The organism is Aeromicrobium sp. Leaf350 (genome assembly GCF_916858655.1).
GTDB lineage: Bacteria > Actinomycetota > Actinomycetes > Propionibacteriales > Nocardioidaceae > Aeromicrobium.
In genome coordinates, this window is record NZ_CAKASL010000001.1 from 246,923 (window position 1) to 264,200 (window position 17,278).

General features: G+C 71.7%; 16 protein-coding genes. 6 read left to right on the top strand and 10 right to left on the bottom strand.

Annotated elements, in window-relative coordinates:
- Nucleotides 1–14: 14 nt before the first annotated feature.
- The 3 genes from LO931_RS01290 to leuA all read right to left on the bottom strand — a co-directional run bounded on the left by LO931_RS01290 (nucleotide 15) and on the right by leuA (nucleotide 3,707).
- Nucleotides 15–827 (bottom strand): ABC transporter permease subunit, encoded by an 813-nt coding sequence (locus LO931_RS01290; protein WP_229051393.1) that lies wholly within the window; start codon nucleotides 825–827, stop codon nucleotides 15–17.
- Nucleotides 824–1,849 carry an ATP-binding cassette domain-containing protein gene (locus LO931_RS01295; protein WP_229051394.1) on the bottom strand — a complete coding sequence of 342 codons (1,026 nt, stop codon included), beginning with the start codon at nucleotides 1,847–1,849 and terminating at the stop codon, nucleotides 824–826. Before LO931_RS01295 ends, LO931_RS01290 begins: the two co-directional genes overlap by 4 nt.
- Before the next feature lie 124 nt (nucleotides 1,850–1,973).
- Complete coding sequence (gene leuA, locus LO931_RS01300) at nucleotides 1,974–3,707, bottom strand: 2-isopropylmalate synthase (protein WP_229051395.1); 1,734 nt, start codon at nucleotides 3,705–3,707, stop codon at nucleotides 1,974–1,976.
- 140 nt (nucleotides 3,708–3,847) lie between these two features.
- Here leuA and LO931_RS01305 point away from each other — a divergent pair, with 140 nt between their 5' ends.
- A complete protein-coding gene (locus LO931_RS01305) occupies nucleotides 3,848–4,804 on the top strand; it encodes a glutathione S-transferase family protein (RefSeq protein ID WP_229051396.1) in 957 nt (318 codons plus the stop codon).
- Between the two features lies 1 nt (nucleotide 4,805).
- On the opposite strand, the gene LO931_RS01310 is transcribed toward LO931_RS01305, so the two are convergent.
- On the bottom strand, nucleotides 4,806–5,546 hold the full coding sequence (locus LO931_RS01310) for an IclR family transcriptional regulator (RefSeq protein ID WP_229051397.1): 741 nt from the start codon (nucleotides 5,544–5,546) through the stop codon (nucleotides 4,806–4,808).
- Between the two features lie 117 nt (nucleotides 5,547–5,663).
- On the opposite strand from LO931_RS01310, the gene LO931_RS01315 reads away from it, so the two are divergent.
- From LO931_RS01315 to LO931_RS01325, 3 genes are read left to right on the top strand one after another with little or no spacing between them, the layout of a single operon-like run.
- A complete protein-coding gene (locus tag LO931_RS01315) occupies nucleotides 5,664–7,013 on the top strand; it encodes an SLC13 family permease (RefSeq protein WP_229051398.1) in 1,350 nt (449 codons plus the stop codon).
- The gene (locus tag LO931_RS01320) at nucleotides 7,010–8,425 is read left to right on the top strand and encodes an acyl-CoA synthetase (protein ID WP_229051399.1); all 1,416 of its coding nucleotides are present in this window, start codon (nucleotides 7,010–7,012) and stop codon (nucleotides 8,423–8,425) included. The genes LO931_RS01315 and LO931_RS01320 overlap by 4 nt, the downstream gene beginning before the upstream one ends.
- A 59-nt stretch (nucleotides 8,426–8,484) precedes the next feature.
- A complete protein-coding gene (locus LO931_RS01325) occupies nucleotides 8,485–8,937 on the top strand; it encodes a flavodoxin family protein (RefSeq protein WP_229051400.1) in 453 nt (150 codons plus the stop codon).
- A gap of 126 nt (nucleotides 8,938–9,063) precedes the next feature.
- On the opposite strand, the gene LO931_RS01330 is transcribed toward LO931_RS01325, so the two are convergent.
- A complete protein-coding gene (locus tag LO931_RS01330) occupies nucleotides 9,064–10,005 on the bottom strand; it encodes an NAD(P)/FAD-dependent oxidoreductase (RefSeq protein ID WP_229051401.1) in 942 nt (313 codons plus the stop codon).
- A 56-nt stretch (nucleotides 10,006–10,061) separates the two neighbouring features.
- Here LO931_RS01330 and LO931_RS01335 point away from each other — a divergent pair, with 56 nt between their 5' ends.
- Complete coding sequence (locus LO931_RS01335) at nucleotides 10,062–10,466, top strand: MerR family transcriptional regulator (protein WP_229051402.1); 405 nt, start codon at nucleotides 10,062–10,064, stop codon at nucleotides 10,464–10,466.
- Between the two features lie 13 nt (nucleotides 10,467–10,479).
- Here the strand turns inward: LO931_RS01335 and LO931_RS01340 are convergent, their stop codons facing one another.
- The 4 genes from LO931_RS01340 to LO931_RS01355 all read right to left on the bottom strand — a co-directional run bounded on the left by LO931_RS01340 (nucleotide 10,480) and on the right by LO931_RS01355 (nucleotide 15,906).
- Complete coding sequence (locus LO931_RS01340) at nucleotides 10,480–12,720, bottom strand: DUF3488 and transglutaminase-like domain-containing protein (protein ID WP_229051403.1); 2,241 nt, start codon at nucleotides 12,718–12,720, stop codon at nucleotides 10,480–10,482.
- Nucleotides 12,707–13,891 carry a DUF58 domain-containing protein gene (locus LO931_RS01345; RefSeq protein WP_229051404.1) on the bottom strand — a complete coding sequence of 395 codons (1,185 nt, stop codon included), beginning with the start codon at nucleotides 13,889–13,891 and terminating at the stop codon, nucleotides 12,707–12,709. Before LO931_RS01345 ends, LO931_RS01340 begins: the two co-directional genes overlap by 14 nt.
- Nucleotides 13,891–14,814 carry a MoxR family ATPase gene (locus LO931_RS01350; protein WP_229051405.1) on the bottom strand — a complete coding sequence of 308 codons (924 nt, stop codon included), beginning with the start codon at nucleotides 14,812–14,814 and terminating at the stop codon, nucleotides 13,891–13,893. Before LO931_RS01350 ends, LO931_RS01345 begins: the two co-directional genes overlap by 1 nt.
- Before the next feature lie 72 nt (nucleotides 14,815–14,886).
- A complete protein-coding gene (locus tag LO931_RS01355) occupies nucleotides 14,887–15,906 on the bottom strand; it encodes a PHP domain-containing protein (RefSeq protein ID WP_229051406.1) in 1,020 nt (339 codons plus the stop codon).
- 149 nt (nucleotides 15,907–16,055) lie between these two features.
- Between LO931_RS01355 and LO931_RS01360 the strand changes: the two genes are divergently transcribed.
- A complete protein-coding gene (locus LO931_RS01360; RefSeq protein ID WP_229051407.1) occupies nucleotides 16,056–16,352 on the top strand; it encodes a hypothetical protein in 297 nt (98 codons plus the stop codon).
- Here LO931_RS01360 and era read toward each other — a convergent pair.
- The gene (gene era / locus LO931_RS01365) at nucleotides 16,349–17,278 is read right to left on the bottom strand and encodes a GTPase Era (RefSeq protein WP_229051408.1); all 930 of its coding nucleotides are present in this window, start codon (nucleotides 17,276–17,278) and stop codon (nucleotides 16,349–16,351) included. The two genes, LO931_RS01360 and era, sit on opposite strands and share 4 nt — an antisense overlap.

The window sequence follows — 17,278 nt, forward strand, 5'->3', positions numbered from 1 at the left end:
CGCCGCGGGACGCCTCAGCCGATGTCGCGGCGGAACGTCGTGAGGCGTCCGACGACCGCCAGCACGAGGATGTAGGTGACCATCACGATCGCGCCACCCCACTGCGGGAGCAGGTCGGTGCCGCCACCCTCCCCGCCGAACGAGCTGAAGAAGCTCGATCCGAGCAGGGCGTCGGCTGCGGCGCCCGGTAGGTACTTCGAGACCTCGCTCGTGGCGTCGAAGGCCCCGAGGGCCACGCGGGCGATCGGCTCGATGAGCTGAGTGAAGGCGAGCACCACGACGATGGCCGCGACCTGGTTGGTGAGCACGGTGCCGAAGGCGACGCCCATCATCGTCCAGAGCGCCATGACCACGACCGACAGCACGAGCGTCTCGATGACGTCGCCGTCACCCAGGAAGGCGCCGTCACCGACGAGCTCGAGCACGGGCGCGCCCGCGGCCACCACCGTGACCGTGGCGAGGACGCCATAGGCCAGGCCCATCGGGATGCTCGAGACGAGCTTTGCGACGACCAGCATCGACCGTCGCGGCTCGACGAGCAGGCTGCCGGTGACGGTCTTGTGCCGGAACTCCGACGTCACCGCGAGGCTGCCGATGATGAGCGGGAAGACGTAGCCGATCGGGCTCGTAAGCGCGTAGATGCTCTGCGCGATCTCCTTCGGTGACAGGAAGTTCGACGCCTGCGCGTCGGCACCGGTGTCGACCGTGAGCGAGAAGCCGAACACGCCGGCGATGAAGGCCAGGTAGGCCACCATGACGATCGCGAGGATCCACCACAGGCGGGTGGAGAAGAACTTGCGGTACTCCGCGACGAGAGCGGCGATCATGCGACACCTCCCGTCGTCGGCGGTGCCGGGGGCGGCGGCGGTGCGACCGTTCCGTCGACAGGCGGCGCAGCCGGTGCGGGCGGCGCAGCCGGGGCAGCAGAAGCAGACCCGGTGAACTGGGTCGTCGGCGCGTCCGAGGACTCGGTGAGCCGCAGGAACACCGCCTCCAGGTCGGCGCCGTGGTCGGCGAGCTGGTGCACCTCGAGACCGGCGGCGAACAGGGCCGCCCCGATCTCGGCGGCCGCGACGTCGTGCACGACGTGGTGGTCGAGCTGCGCGTCGAAGCTCCATCCGCGCTCGCGGACGAGCGTCTCCACGGCCTGGTAGTCGGTCGTGCGCACGACGACGTCGCGCGAGGCGAGCTCCTCGAACTCCAGCAGCGTCGAGGCGTGGATGAGCCGGCCGCCGCCGATCACGACGACGTCGTCCACCGACTGCTGCACCTCGGCGAGCACGTGGCTCGAGACCAGCACGGTGCGTCCGTCGGCGGCCAGCGCGCGCAGGAGCCCGCGCAGCCACGCGATGCCCTGCGGGTCGAGACCGTTGGCCGGCTCGTCCAGGATGATGATCGACGGGTCGCCGAGCAGCGCGGTCGCCAGACCGAGACGCTGCCGCATGCCCATCGAATAGCCGCCGACCCGGCGCTTCTTCGCACCGGAGAGGCCGACGAGCTCGAGCACCTCGTGGCAGCGGGCATCCTTGACGCCCACCTGGGGCGCGAGCGTGCGCAGGTGCCCGAGACCCGTGCGGCCCGGGTGGAAGCTCGACGCCTCCAGGGCGGCGCCCACGAGCTGGGCGGGACGCCGGATGTCGCGGTAGGCCCGCTCACCCACGATCGCCTGCCCGGAGGTCGGCTGCATGAGACCGAGCAGCATCCGCAGCGTCGTGGTCTTGCCGGAGCCGTTCGGCCCCAGGAAGCCCGTGACGCGTCCGGGCGCGACGGTGAACGACAGGTCGTCGACGGCGGTGACCGCGCCGAAGCGCTTGGTCAGGCGGTCGACGGTGATGGCTGGTGAGGTCACGACTCCCCCTTGGTCGGTGATGGCTCACGAACGACCCTATCGACGTCCGGCGCCGAGAACACCTCGACCCGCCCGGCGCGAGGCAGAGCGGGTCGAGGAGGTGCCGCGAGCGCGGCCGTGAGGCTCAGGCCTCGGGGATCGTCACCGCGACGGCGCGGTTGGCGGCCGACACGACGGCCTCCAGCGAGGCTCGCACGATGTTGGCGTGGATGCCCACGCCCCACACGATCTCGCCGGCGAGCTCGCACTCGACGTAGGCCGCGGCCAGGGCGTCACCTCCGGCTGAGAGCGCGTGCTCGGAGTAGTCGAGCACGCGGATCTCGGAGCCGGCCTGGCGCATCCCGTCGACGAACGCGTCGACCGGGCCGTTGCCCTCGCCCTTGAACGACTGGGCCTCGCCCCGCACGACGAGGTCGACGACCTGCTGGTCGCGACCGTCGCTGGAGGTCGTGGAGCTGAACGACGTGAGCGCGTAGGGCTCCGTGCGCTGCAGGTACTCGCTCTGGAAGGTCGACCAGATCGTGGGGCCGTCGATCTCGCCGGCGTCACCCTCGGAGAGCGTCTGGATGACCCGGCTGAACTCGATCTGCAGACGGCGCGGCAGGTCGAGCTGGTGCTCGGCCCGCAGGATGTAGGCGACGCCGCCCTTGCCGGACTGGCTGTTGACCCGGATGACGGCCTCGTAGTTGCGACCGACGTCGTGCGGGTCGATCGGCAGGTACGGCGCCTCCCACGGGATCTCCGAGACGCTCTTGCCCTGGGCCGCGGCCTGGCGCTCGAGGTCCTCCAGGCCCTTCTTGATCGCGTCCTGGTGCGAGCCCGAGAAGGCCGTGTGCACCAGGTCGCCCGCGTACGGGTGGCGCGGGTGCACCGGCAAGTTGGTGCAGTACTCGACGGTGCGACGGACCTCGTCGATGTCGGAGAAGTCGACCTGCGGATCGATGCCCTGGCTGAACAGGTTCATGCCGAGCGTGACCAGGTCGACGTTGCCCGTGCGCTCGCCGTGCCCGAACAGGCAGCCCTCGACGCGGTCGGCGCCGGCCATGAGCCCCAGCTCGGTGGCGGCGACGGCCGTGCCACGGTCGTTGTGCGGGTGCAGGCTGATCGCGACGTGCTCGCGGCGGCTGATGTTGCGGCCGAAGTACTCGATCTGGTCGGCGTAGGTGTTGGGCGTGGCCATCTCGACGGTCGCCGGCAGGTTGAGGATGATCTCGCGACCGTCCTCGGGCTGCCAGACGTCCATGACGGCCTCGCTGACCTCGAGCGAGAAGTCCAGCTCGGCGCCCGTGAAGATCTCGGGGCTGTACTGGTAGCCGAACTCCGTGCCCGCCATGTTCAGCTCGGCGTGCTTCATGACCAGCTCGGTGCCGCGGGTCGCGATCGCGCGGACCTCGTCGCGGCTGGCGTCGAACACCACGCGGCGGAACAGCGGCGCGACGGCGTTGTAGAGGTGGATGTTGGCGCGCTTGGCACCGCTCAGCGCCTGCGTCGTGCGCTCGATCAGGTCCTCACGGGCCTGGGTCAGCACCGAGATCGTGACGTTGTCAGGAATCAGGTCGCCCTCGATGAGCGAGCGGATGAACCCGAACTCGGTCTCGGAGGCCGACGGGAAGCCCACCTCGATCTCCTGGTAGCCCATGCGCACCAGCAGGTCGAACATGCGGCGCTTGCGCACGGGGGTCATCGGGTCGATCAGGGCCTGGTTGCCGTCACGGAGGTCGGTCGACAGCCAGCGCGGCGCCTGCGTGATGACCTGGCCGGGCCAGGTGCGGTCGGGCAGGTCGATCGGCGGAAACGCCTTGTAGCGCCCGAAGGGCATCGGCGACGGCGTCTGCGGAGAAACAGCGTTGTTCTTCATGGTCGGATCCTCAAAGGTGTGCGGTCTCGGCGGTCGGCATCACGAGACTCCACGGCGAGGTGTCCGACCTGATCAGACCTCGACGTGGCAGCGAAGGAGGAGGATGTTCGCGATACGCATGTCCCGGATAGCGTAACAGCATGACGAGTCAGGACTCCCCCACGCCCGACCACTCGACCTCCGGCGCGTACGTGAAGGCGGGCGCCGAGTTCGACCGCGACATGGACTACATCCCCGACCGGATCACGCGCGACTCCGAGCAGTGGCCGGTCGAGCCCGGGCGCTACCGGCTCGTCGCCGCGAAGGCGTGCCCGTGGGCGAATCGCGCCATCATCGTGCGCCAGCTGCTCGGCCTGGAGGACGTCATCAGCCTCGGCCTGGCCGGTCCGACGCACGACCGTCGCAGCTGGACCTTCGACCTCGACCCCGGCGGCGTGGACCCGGTGCTCGGCTACGAGCGTCTGCAGCAGGCCTACTTCGCCCGCTTCCCCGACTACCCCAAGGGCATCACGGTGCCCGCGATGGTCGACGTGCCCACGAAGCAGGTCGTGACCAACGACTTCCCGTGGATCACGCACGACTTCTTCTTCGAGTGGAAGGAGTTCCACCGTCCGGACGCCCCAGACCTGTGGCCCGAGGACGTGCGCGAGGAGATGGAGGCCGTCATGAAGCGGGTCTTCACCGAGGTCAACAACGGCGTGTACCGCTGCGGCTTCGCGGGCTCGCAGGCCGCGTACGAGTCGGCGTACGAGCGGCTCTGGACCGCGCTGGACTGGCTCGAGGAGCGCCTGGGCGACCGGCGCTTCCTGATGGGCGACACCATCACCGAGGCGGACGTGCGGCTCTACACGACCCTGGCCCGCTTCGACGCGGTCTACCACGGGCACTTCAAGTGCAACCGCACCAAGCTGACCGAGATGCCGAACCTCTGGGGCTACGCGCGCGACCTGTTCCAGACGCCGGGCTTCGGCGACAACACCGACTTCGACCAGATCAAGGCGCACTACTACGTCGTGCAGACCGACATCAACCCGACGCAGATCGTGCCGCAGGGGCCCGATCCGGCGGTCTGGCTGACGCCCCACGGACGCGGCTGAGCTACAGCACCTTGCTGATGCGGGCGGCCGCGGCAGCGACCTGCGGCCCCAGCTCGGGGAAGCGGCCGGGCTCGATGCGGGTCGAGGGGCCCGAGATCGAGACGGCACCGACTGGGGCGCCCGTGCGGTCTCGGATCGGGGCGCCGACCGAGCTGATGTGCGACGTCAGCCCGCCGACGTTGATCGAGTACCCGCGCTCGCGGATGCGGGCCAGCTCGGCCCGGATCTCGTCGGGGTCGACGAGCGTGTCGCCCGTGCGGACCTCCAGCGCTCCGCCCAGGTAGCGGTCGACCTGAGCGCGGTCCCACGCCGACAGGAACGCGAGCCCGGTGGCTGAGGCGTGCAGCGGGATGCGAGCGCCGAGCGCCAGGAACGCGCGCAGCTGGTGCGACGTGTCGAGGCGCTCGAGCAGCACCAGGACGTCGCCGTCCGGCGCGGCGAGGTGGACGGTCTCGGTCGTGGCGAGCTGCAGCTCGTTCATGACGGGCAGCGCGGCGTCGCGCAGGCTGTCGCGCGTGCCGGCTCCGCCGCACACCGAGAGGGCACGGAGCGTCATGCTCCAGCGCGTGGGCGACTGCGCCGAGGAGTCCGCCCAGCCGATCTCCTGCAGCGTGAGCAGGCAGCGCTGCACCGTGCTCTTGGGCAGATCGACCTCACGCGCGAGCTCGGACAGACCCACCGGCTGCCGCCGCGCGACGCCCTCGAGCACCCGGAACGCGGAGACGACACTCGTCGTGGCCATGGCTTGCCTTCCTCGTCGGTGTGGCCTACGTTACAGCGAACGGTCCACTAGTCAGTCCAGTGTGCCACTAGATGGACCGATTGTCACGTACCCGCCTCCCTCACCTCGGAGACCTTCATGCTCGAGCAACTCGTCGCCCTCGCGATCTTCGTCGCGGTGTTCGCGATCGCGGCCGTCCGCAACGTCAACATCGGGATCGCGATGTTCCCCGTCGCCTGCGTCGTCGGCATCTGGATCGCCGACGTCGCCCTCGCCGACGTCGTGGCCGGCTTCCCGCTGAGCATCCTGGTGCTGCTGGTGGGGGTGACCTACTTCTTCGGCATCGCCCACAGCAACGGCACGATCGACTGGCTCATCGAGGCCTCGCTCGCGAAGGTCGGCGACCGCGTGGCCCTGCTGCCGACCGCGTTCTTCCTCCTGACCGCCCTGATCTCCGCGATGGGCGCTCCGCTCGGTGGCCTGGTCATGGCGCCCATGGGCATGAGCGTCGCGCACAAGCGCGGGATCGACCCGATGCTCATGGCCCTCGCGATGGGCTGCGGCCTGAGTGCGGGTGCGTTCGCACCGACCAGCCTGTTCGGCATCATCACGTGGGGCACGGCCGACTCCGCCGGCATCGAGCTCAGCCCGCTGCTCCTGTTCGCGGTCGCGGTGATCATCAACGTCGTGCTGCTGGCCGTCGCGCACCTGCTGTTCGGTCGCGGTCGTCGCCGCAGCACCACCCCCGAGTTCGCCAAGGCGATGGTCGCCCGCGGCGAGGCGCTCCCCACGTACGGTCAGTCCTCGCTCGACCTCGACTCCGGTCGCGGCGCCGACGGTGACGACGAGGGTGGACCGGTCGGCCGACCGACCGGCCTGCAGTCGCTGACGCTCGCGACGATGGTCGCACTCGTCGCGGTCGTGGTCGTCCTCGCCCTGCGCGACGCCGAGCCCGACATCGGCGTGATCGGCTTCGCGCTCGGCGCGATCCTGGCGCTCGTCGACCCGAAGGCCGGCAAGGCCGCGATGTCCCGCATCGACTGGGGCTCCGTGCTGCTGGTCGGCGGCATCATCACCTACGTCGGCGTCCTGACGCAGATGGGCGTCATCGACATGCTGGGCGAGAAGGCCGCCGAGATCGGCGCACCCGTGATCGCCGCGCTGATGCTGTGCGCCGCGGCCGGCCTGATCTCGGCCTTCGCGTCGACGACCGGCATGCTCGCCGCCATCGTGCCGCTGGCCCTCCCCCTCATCTCCGAGGGCGGGATCCCCGGCTGGGCCATGATCTGCGCGATCGGTGTCTGCGCCTCGATCGTGGACGTCTCGCCGTTCTCCACGGTCGGTGCGACCTACGTCGCCACGACGGTCGACGAGGAGCAGCGTCCGCGCATGACGACGCTCCTGACACGCTGGGGCCTGTCGATGGTGGTCGTCGGACCCGTCGCGCTGACCCTGACCCTGATCCTCCCCGGGATGGCCTTCTCATGACGTTCCTCGCCGCGCTGCGCGACACCACCCGCCCCGACGCCCCGGACGCGCTCCGCATCGGCGACGTGACCCTGTCGTGGTCGCAGGTGCGCGACGCCGCCTCGACCTTCGCCGCGGGCGTCGACCGGACGGGCCCGGTCGCGGTGTGCGCCGTGCCGACGATGGAGACCGTCGTGGCCGTGACCGGCTGCCTGCTCGCCGGTGTGCCGGTCGTGCCGATCGCGCCCGACTCCGGTCCTGCCGAGCTCGCCCACCTCGTGACCGACTCCGGCGCCACGAGCTGGGCCGGGCCCTTGCGCGATGGGATCGAACTGCCGGTGCAGAGCATCGACCTGCACCCGAGCGACCCCGCTCCCCTGCCCGAGGCGATCGACGAGGCCACGCCCGCAACGATCCTCTACACGTCGGGCACGACCGGCTCCCCCAAGGGCGTGCTGATGAGCCACCACGCCCTGCGCACCGGCATCGAGGGGCTCGCCGAGGCCTGGGGCTGGACCGACGCGGACACCGTCGCGCACGGGTTGCCGCTGTTCCACACGCACGGGCTCGTGCTGGGCGTGCTGGGCTCGCTGCACATCGGCTCGCGCGCCGTGCACACCGGCAAGCCGACGCCCGAGCTGTACGCCGCGGCCGAGGCCACGATGTACTTCGGCGTCCCGACGGTGTGGACCCGCGTCGCCCGCGACCCGGAGTCGGCCCGCCGGCTCGCGTCCGCGCGGCTCCTCGTCTCGGGCAGCGCCCCACTGCCCGTGCCGGTGTTCGAGAGGCTCCGTGAGCTGACCGGGCAGTCGCCCATCGAGCGCTACGGCATGACCGAGACGCTGCTGACGCTCAGCACCCGCGCCGACGGCGAGCGTCGTCCGGGCTGGGTCGGGCTGCCGGTCGGTGAGGCCGAGACGCGCATCCGGGGCGAGGACGGCTCGTTCGCTCCGCACGACGGCGAGACCGTGGGCCGTCTCGAGGTGCGGGGTCCGATGCTCTTCGACGGCTACCTGAACCTGCCCGAGGTCACGGCCGAGGTGTTCACCGAGGACGGCTGGTTCGTCACGGGCGACCTCGCCGTCGTCGACGCCGACGGCTTCCACCGCATCGTCGGGCGCGAGTCGGTCGACCTGATCAAGTCGGGTGGCTACCGCATCGGCGCCGGCGAGATCGAGACCTCGTTGCTGTCGCGGCCCGAGGTGCACGAGGTCGCGGTCGTCGGCCTTCCGGACGAGGACCTGGGCCAGCGCATCGTGGCGTTCGTCGTCACCGCCGAGGCCTCCGACGACCTCGCCGCCTCGCTCGTCGACCACGTCGCGACGGACCTGTCGTGGCACAAGCGCCCCCGCGAGGTGCGCTTCGTCGAGTCGCTCCCCCGCAACCACATGGGCAAGATCCAGAAGAAGCAGCTGCTGGAGCCCGCCCCCTGAGCGGTGCGCGCACGCCGCCACGCTATCCGCCTCCGGGTCCACCGCGTAGCGTCTCCGGCATGCCTCGCCTGCTCGTCGTCCAGCACACGCCGACCGACCACCTCGCGACCATCGCGGACGCCGTGCTGGCCGGTGCGCGGCACCCCGACCTCGAGGGGGTCGAGGTCACGGTGCTGCCCGCGCTCGAGGCCGGGATCGACGACGTGCTGGCCGCGGACGGCTACCTGCTCGGGACGCCCGCGAACTTCGGGTACATCTCGGGCGCGTTGAAGCACTTCTTCGACACGGTCTACGACCACGTGCGCGAGGGGACCGCGAAGCGGCCGTTCTCGTACTGGATCCACGGCGGGTACGACACGACGGGCGCCGAGCGGGCGATGGAGCAGATCACGACGGGACTGGGCTGGAACCTCGTCGCCGAGCCCCTGGTCTTCACCGGCGAGGTGACCGACGCCCACCTCGAGTCGGCCACCGAGCTCGGCGGCACCGTCGCCGCCACCCTCACCACCTGACCCCGGAGCGGTGACTTACAGACGTGTCCCCCACCCGAGCGGTGAGCTAGGGGCGTGTCGAGCCCCGTTACGCGTCCCTAACTCACCGCCCCTCCACGCACAGGTCCCTCAGTCACCGCCCGGGGGTCAAGGGGTGGGGAGGAGCGTGGCGCGCTCGGCTGTCATGAGGTCGGCGACGCACGCGCCTCCGGCGGTCAGGCCGGCGCCGATCGCGGTGCCGACCGAGGCCATGGCCATCGGGAGGTCGCGGTGGTGGGCGGCGTCGCCGGCGGCGTAGACACCGGGAACGCTCGTGCGCCCGAAGCCGTCCAGCAGGATCCCGCCCGTCGCGGACACCTCGACGCCCAGCTGGGCCGCGAACGGTGCCGCCTGGTGCACGGTCGGCGCCACGAAGACGCCACCGAGCTCCACGACGTCGCCTCCGACCAGGTGCACCGCCACGCCGTCCGCAGACTTCTCGACGCGCTCGACCGACTCCGAGCGGACCGTTGCGCCGTAGGCCTCCGCGAGCGTGCGCGCCTCCGCGTCGACCTCGGTGCCGTGCGAGAAGACCGAGAACGAGTCCGCGATGCGCCCGAAGAACCCGGCCAGGTGCAGGAGGCGGGCCGGGTCCGTGCCGATCACGCCCGTCGCCCGCCCGCTCAGCTCGTGTCCGTGGCAGAACGGGCAGTGCGCGACCCCGCGACCCCACAGCTCGGCCACCCCCGGGATCGCCGGCAGCTCGTCGCGCACGCCGGTGGCCAGCACGACGTGCCGCGCCCGGCGCGTCGAGCCGTCCTCGAAGGTCGCCGTGAACTCCCCCGCCTCCCCCGCCAGCCACTCGACCCGCGCCGCGAGCGACGTGACGGTGGCGTACGCGTCGATGTCGCGGCGCGCCGCCGCCCGGAGCTCGCTCGGGTCCTGGCCCTCGTGGGTGATGAGGTTGTGCATGTGCCGCTCGGGGGCGTTGCGATACGCACCGGAGTCGACGTGCAGCACGGTGCGGTGCACGCGGGCGAGGGTCAGCGTGGCCTGGAGGCCCGCCGGCCCTCCGCCGATCACGAGGGCGTCGAACAGGTCGTCGTGCATGGGTTCTCCTGGGTCTGGGGCTTGCCGTCCTCACCATCGTGTGACTTCATGTTGACATGAAGTCAAGCCCCGCCCCCGAGGAGACCTGGACCGTCGGCGAGACCGCCGCGAAGTTCGACCTCCCGACCCACGTCCTGCGCCACTGGGAGGACGTCGGACTCGTGCTCCCGGCGCGCGACGGCGGAGGCCGGCGGCGCTACGACCACCACGACGTCGTGCGCATCGCCGTGATCGTCCGCAACAAGGCGGCCGGCATGAGCCTCGACCAGATCCGGGTGCTGCTCGACGAGGACGCACCGAACCGTCACCAGGTGCTGCTCGACCACGTCGCCGACCTCGACCGCCGGATGGACGAGATGCGACGCTCGCGCGAGATGACGATGCACGCCTTCGAGTGCGAGCAGCACGACATCACGCGCTGCCCGTCGTTCGCCGGATTCGTCGCCGACCTCGTGGCCTGACCCGCCGGGCGCGTCAGCGGAACAGCGAGCGCGGCAGCAGTCGCGCACGGCGACGACGGCCCGCCGGCGCGGTCGCGAGCAGCGACCTGACCACCGCCGACGCATCGGCGCGCAGGTCGTCGGCGACGGCGGTGGCACCCGGCGGTCCGTACCGCCTCGCCTCCATCGCGAGGCAGAGCCGTTCGACGGCCGGCGCCGCCTCCTGTGCGACGTGGTCGAACAGCCCGACCGCGTAGGCGCGCAGCGTGGTCGTCGGACCGACCTCCACGCCGAGGTCGGTAGCCGTGGCGACCACCTCGCGCCACCGCTCGTCCGGCGTCGCGGAGGCGCGCAGCCGCCGACGCCTCAGCAGGCCCCGCACGGCCGCCGGCAGGAGCAGCAGCACGAGCATCACGGGGACGACGGCCGCCCAGGCGCGCCGGTCCTGCTCGGTCTGCTGTGCCGTCGTGACCTCGTTCTGGTCCGCGGCCTCCGGGGTGGGCGTCGCCTGCGTGGGTTCCGGCTGCGGGGCCGTCGTCTCGGGCGCCGGTGCCGAGGACGTCGGACCGTCGTCAGGGCCCTCGTCCTCGTCGGAGATCCCCGGCGTGGGCTCGAAGGCCACCCACCCGACGCCGTCGACGTAGATCTGCGGCCACGCGTGCAGCTGGTCGGTCGTGACGCGGTAGCGCTCCTCGTCGTCGTCCGTGTCCGGCCCCGGCGCCTGACGCACGCCGGGCGCGTAGCCCACCATGATGCGGGCCGGAACCCCGACCGAGCGGGCCATGACCGCCATCGCCGACGAGTAGTGCACGCAGTACCCGCTGCGCTCCTCGAGGAAGCGCTCGATGACGTCGAAGCCGTTGCCGTCGTAGTCGCCGTCGACCGGGGCCGTCTCGGAGTACTCGAAGGCCCCCGACCGGAAGAAGTCCTGCAGCGCCTGCGCCTTCGCGAAGGCACCGACGGCGTCGCCCGCCACGACCTGCGCGGTGTCGGTCACCGACTGGGGCACGTCGTCGGGCAGCTCCAGGTACGGGTCGAGGCGCTCGGGCGGGTCCTCCGGCGCCTCGGCGAGCTGCTGGAGCGTGGGCTGCCGGGCGAGGGTCGTGACGGAGTAGGTCTGGTCGCGGGTGTCGCTGTCGTCCGAGGAGTACGTCAGCCCCGGGTTCGTGCGCTCCCACACGCCCTCGAGACCTCGGACGTCGACCGCCGGGTACGGCACGGGCAGCATCGAGGTGCGCAGGGAGCGGATCTCGACCTCGACGACCTGGCGTTCGACGTCGATCTCCTCCGAGAGGTCGGCCCGGCCCTCCTGGGGGCCGCCCGCGTCCGACGACACGGGCTCCCACGTGTCGCCCGTGAAGTCCCGCAGCATCGCGACCGAGAGGTACGGGGCGGGCCCCTGCGTCGTGTACTCCAGCGCCACCGCACGGTCGGGGCGACGCAGGTCGTCGCCGAGGGTCAGCATCGGGTTGACGCCGCGCTGGAACGGGCCGGACTCGAGGTCCTCGGCCACGCCGGTCAGCGCGGTCGTGTCCGGGAGGACGGGCGGCAGTACCAGCGCCAGGACGATCGCGCCGACCCCGACGACGGCACCGGCGGTGCTGAGCCAGGGGCTGCTCGGTGCGCCGTCCACGCCCGGACCCGTCGCGGACCGGTTCCTCGCCCGCACCTCGGCCGTCGCCGATCGCTGGAGCAGCACGAGCCACAGCGCGGCCGGGACCGCGAGCACGACGAACGAGGGCACGTCGCCCAGGACGACGCCGGGCACGAGGTAGATCGCGACCAGGAGCACCCCGATCAGCGGCACACCGCCGCGCCGTTGCAGCAGGAGGTCGCCGACGAGAGCGACCAGCCCGAAAGCCCCTGCCGCGAGCAGCGTGACCCCCGGCGACGCGTCGACCGGTGGCGCCTCTTCGGCCACGATCGTCCCGGCACGGTCGAGGAGGTCCGCCAGGCTCACGACGGTGTCAGGGGTCGGGATGAGTCCGAGGAGCATCGATCCCGGCGCGAACACCCACCCGAGCACCACCACGACCGACACCAGACCGACCACCGGCGCGCCTCGTCGTCCGAGCCGGCGGAGCACCGCGGTGGGCACGAGGACGGCGGCCGAGACGGCCACGATCGTGACCCACCACCAGGTGCCGCTGAGCAGGGTGACGTAGCCGCCGGCCAGCACCGCCAGCGTCGTGAGCAGGAGCCCGTGCTCCACCAGGTGCTCGGAACCGCCGACCGGAGCGCGACCGCTCAGCGGAAGGCCGTCACGCCGACGCACGACTCACCTCGCGAGCCAGCTCCGACCACCGGGCGGCGACGTCGTCGCTCTCGTCCCACGCCACGACCCGCCACCCCGCCGAGCGCAGCGTGTCGAGCGACGACTCGGGGCTCTCGCCCGCGACCAGCGCCAGGACCTGAGCGGTTTGTCGCAGGGCGGAGGCCCACTCCCGGGCGCGCTCGACGTCGACGACCCCGAGGACCGCGATCACGAGCCGCCCGTCCGGAGGCGTGACGCCGATCTGCTCCTGGGTCTCGTGCGACAGCCGGGCGAGGTCGACGAGAGTCGGACGCACGGAGTCCTGTCCACCCAGGATCGTCCGCGCCTCGCAGCCCGGGACCACGGTGGCGACGGCATGGCCGTCAGCGGCGAGCTGACCGATCACCGAGGCACCGGCCACCAGGGCCCACTCGGCCGGCGCGGCGGACGATCCCGGGTCGATCGCGACGGCGACGCGGTCGGCCGTCGACGGCTCGTCCTGGCGTACCATCAGCTCTCCGCGACGCGCCGTCGTGCGCCAGTCGATGCGCTTCGGCGGGTCGCCGGGCTGGTAGCCGCGGGAGATGACGTCGTCCTCGCCGTCGCCGCGACGCTGCGACATCGGGCGGCCGACCCGGGTGCTGCCCGTCCCCTGCAGCGAGGTCAGTCGGGTGAGGGACACCTGCCGCGGCAGGACCACCAGGTCGAGGTCGTCGGTCACGCGACGACGGCGCAGCACGACCCCGAACGGGTCGCACACGTCGACGACCAGCGGCCCGAGCGGGTGCCACCCGCGAGCCTCGCCGCTCACGCGCACCGTCGCGTCGACGGTCTGCGTGCGCGAGCGCGCCGGTCCGAGGCCGGCGAGCGACCCCTCCACGGTGCCGCCGAGACCGGACGGGAGGAGCGCACGCCAGGCCAGGTCGAGCGACGTGACGGGCGACCGGTTAGTGACCCTCACCCGCACGGTGCCGCTCGCACCGTGCTCGAGCACCCGCGGCGACGCCGACCGCTCGACCGTCAGGCGGCGGGGCACCAGCAGCACGGCCGCGACCGCCAGCAGCACGAGGCCCAGCAGCAGACCCGTGACCGGCAGGAGCGCCGGCAGCTGGTAGCGGCCGGCCACGAGCAGGGCCACGACCGCGGCCAGCAGCAGGACGAGGCCGCGGCGGGTGGGCCGGACGAGGGGCATCAGGACGGGTGGCGCGCGCCGGACGGCACCGGGGTGGCTGCGAGGACCCGCGCGACGGCGTCGTCGCCCGAGCCGCGGTGCGTCGCGATGCGGTGGGCCAGCACCGGGCCGGCCAGGGCGGAGAGGTCGTCCGGCAGCACGAACTCGCGCCCGTGGACGTAGGCGCGCGCCTTCGCGGCGCGCAGGAGGTGGAGGGCGGCGCGAGGGCTGGCCCCGAGCCGGACGTCCGGGTCGTCGCGCGTGGCCCGCACGAGGGAGACGCCGTACTGCTCGACCGCTCCGGAGGCGTGCACGGCCCGTGCGGAGGCGATCATCGCGCGCAGGCCCTCGGCGGTCGTGACCGGGACGATGGCGTCCATCGGGTCACCGGCGTCACGGTCGCGCATCATCGCCAGCTCGGCCCGCTCGTCGGGGTAGCCCATCGAGATGCGGGCCATGAAGCGATCGAGCTGGGCCTCGGGCAGCGGGTAGGTGCCCTCCATCTCGACGGGGTTCTGCGTCGCGATGACGGCGAACGGCGACGCCAGCGGGTGGGTCGTGCCGTCGACCGTGACGTGCCGCTCCTCCATCGACTCCAGGAGCGCGGACTGGGTCTTCGGCGAGGCTCGGTTGATCTCGTCGCCGATCACCACGTTGGCGAAGACCGCGCCGGGCTTGAAGACGAAGTCACCGGACTGCTGGTCGTAGACCGCGACACCGGTCACGTCGGACGGCAGGAGGTCGGGCGTGAACTGGATGCGGCTCACCGAGCAACCGAGCGTGCGGGCCATCGCCTTGGCCAGGACCGTCTTGCCGACGCCGGGAACGTCCTCGATCAGCAGGTGTCCCTCCGCGAGGAGGACAACGAGCGCGGTCTCGACCGCCTCGGACTTGCCGTCGATGACGCGCTCGACCCGTTCGACGATGCTGCTGACCTGACTCATGCACGCCCCTCAACCGTAGGTCTCCATGATGGCCTCCATGGCCCAACGCCGCCGGTCGATCGGAGGTTCCCGTCACCGGCGGGCGTGGCTCCACTCCAGCAGCCGGTCGACGGGCCAGGTGGTGACGATGCGGTCCAGGGGCACGTCGAACCCGGCCACCCGGGCGCATCCGTGGTCGAGGAAGTCGAGCTGTCCCGGGGCGTGGGCGTCGGAGTCGATGGAGATCAGGCAGCCCAGGTCGAGCGCCAGCTGCAGCAGGTCGTCCGGCGGATCCGCACGCTCGGGTCGGGCGTTGACCTCGACCGCGACGCCGTGCTCGGCACACGCGGAGAAGACCGCCTCGGCGTCGAACTCGCTTTGCGGACGCGTGCCGCGCGAGCCCTCGACCAGCCGGCCCGTGCAGTGGCCGAGGACGTTCGTGTGGGGGTCCTCCACGGCGCCCAGCATCCGGCGCGTCATGGTGCGGCGCTCCGCACGCAGCTTCGAGTGCACGCTGGCCACGACCACGTCGAGACGTCCGAGCATCTCCGGCGTCTGGTCGAGTGTGCCGTCCTCCAGGATGTCGACCTCGATGCCCGGCAGCAGACGGAAGTCGTCGTACGACGCGTCGACCGCGGCCACGACGTCGAGCTGGTTGGCGAGGCGCTCGGCCGAGAGGCCGTTCGCGACCTTCAGCCGGGGCGAGTGATCGGTCAGCACGGCGTACTCGTGCCCGAGCCACCGGGCCGTCTGGGCCATCAGCTCGATCGAGGACCCGCCGTCGGACCAGTCGGAGTGCAGGTGGAGGTCGCCGCGCAGGGCGGCCCGGACCTCTTCGCCGCCCGGAGCCAGCGGCTCCGACCCCGCCTCGCGCAGCTCGGCCAGGTAGGCAGGCACCTCGCCGCGGGCGGCGTCGGTCACCACCGTCGCGGTGCGCTCACCGATCCCGTCTAGGCGCCGCAGTCGGCCCTTCTCGGCCATCTCGACGACCTCGCTCGCCTGCATCGACTCGAGCGTGCGCGCGGCACGACGGAAGGCCTCCACGCGGTACGACGACGACCGGCCGCGTTCGAGCCAGAAGCCGATCTCGTCCAGCGCCTCCACGGGGTCCATGCCCCCATCGTCACCCGGGACGTCCGCGAGGGCGAGCCTGGGAGCGGAAGCCCGGATGGGAGCCACCTATCAGTAGCCAACCGACTGCTACGTTCCCGCAACTGACCACCCCACAAGCAGTGGCCCGACCCCGACCGGAAGGCCGTGACATGACTCGACCCGATCTCCGCCGTTTCTATCCAGCGAGCCTGGTCGCCGTGTTCGGAGTGACGCTCCTGTACATCGCGGGTCTCACGATTACCGCAACCCGCCTGCGCGCCATCGAGTCCGGGTCCACCGAGCTCACCGTTGCCGGCCTCCCGATCTTCAGCGGCGAACGTGACGGCCTCACCAGCTCGGCGTCGCCCGAATGGGGGTTCCTCGTCATGTCGGTCGTGTTCGTCGCCGTCGTGGTAGCCGCGTGGATCGAGTCAGGCCGACGATCGCGGTCGCGCGGCGAGGCCTAGAACCCGAGCTTGCGGAGCTGCTTGGGGTCTCGCTGCCAGTCCTTGGCCACCTTGACGTGCAGGTCCAGGTAGACCGGGACGCCCAGGATCTTCTCGATCTGGCGACGGGAGCCGGCACCGATCTCACGCAGGCGTACCCCCTGCTTGCCGATGATGATGCCCTTCTGGCTGTCGCGCTCGACGTAGACGTTCACACGCACGTCGGTCAGCGGCTTGCCCTCGGGCCGGTCCTCGCGCGGCACGATCTCGTCGACCACGACCGCCAGCGAGTGCGGCAGCTCGTCGCGCACGCCCTCGAGCGCTGCCTCACGGATGACCTCTGCGACCAGCGTCTCGGCGGGCTCGTCGGTGAGCTGGCCGTCCGGGTACAGCGGCGACCCCTCCGGGAGCGTGCGGATGAGCAGGTCGCGCAGCAGCTCGACCTGGTTGCCGTCGACGGCACTGACCGGCACGATCTCCTGCCAGCGCAGCCCGGCCTCCTCCCCCGCGGCCTGGATCGCCATGAGGTGCTCGGCGAGACGGGCGGGCGAGACCAGGTCGGTCTTCGTGGCGACCGCGAGCACCGGCTTGCGACGCAGGCCCGCGAGCTCCTTGACGAGGTACTTGTCGCCCGGGCCGACCTTCTGGTCGGACGGGAAGCACATCGCCACGGTGTCGACGTCGGTCCACGTGGAGCGCACGAGATCGTTGAGCCGCTCACCCAGCACGTTGCGCGGGCGGTGCAGGCCCGGCGTGTCGATGAGGATCAGCTGCGCGTCGTCGGTGTGCACCAGCCCTCGGATCGCGTGACGCGTGGTCTGCGGCTTGGAGGAGGTGATGGCGATCTTGTCGCCGACGAGGGCGTTGGTGAGCGTGGACTTGCCGGCGTTGGGCCGGCCCACGAAGCAGGCGAAGCCGGAGCGGAAGGTGATCTCGGGATGCGTCAT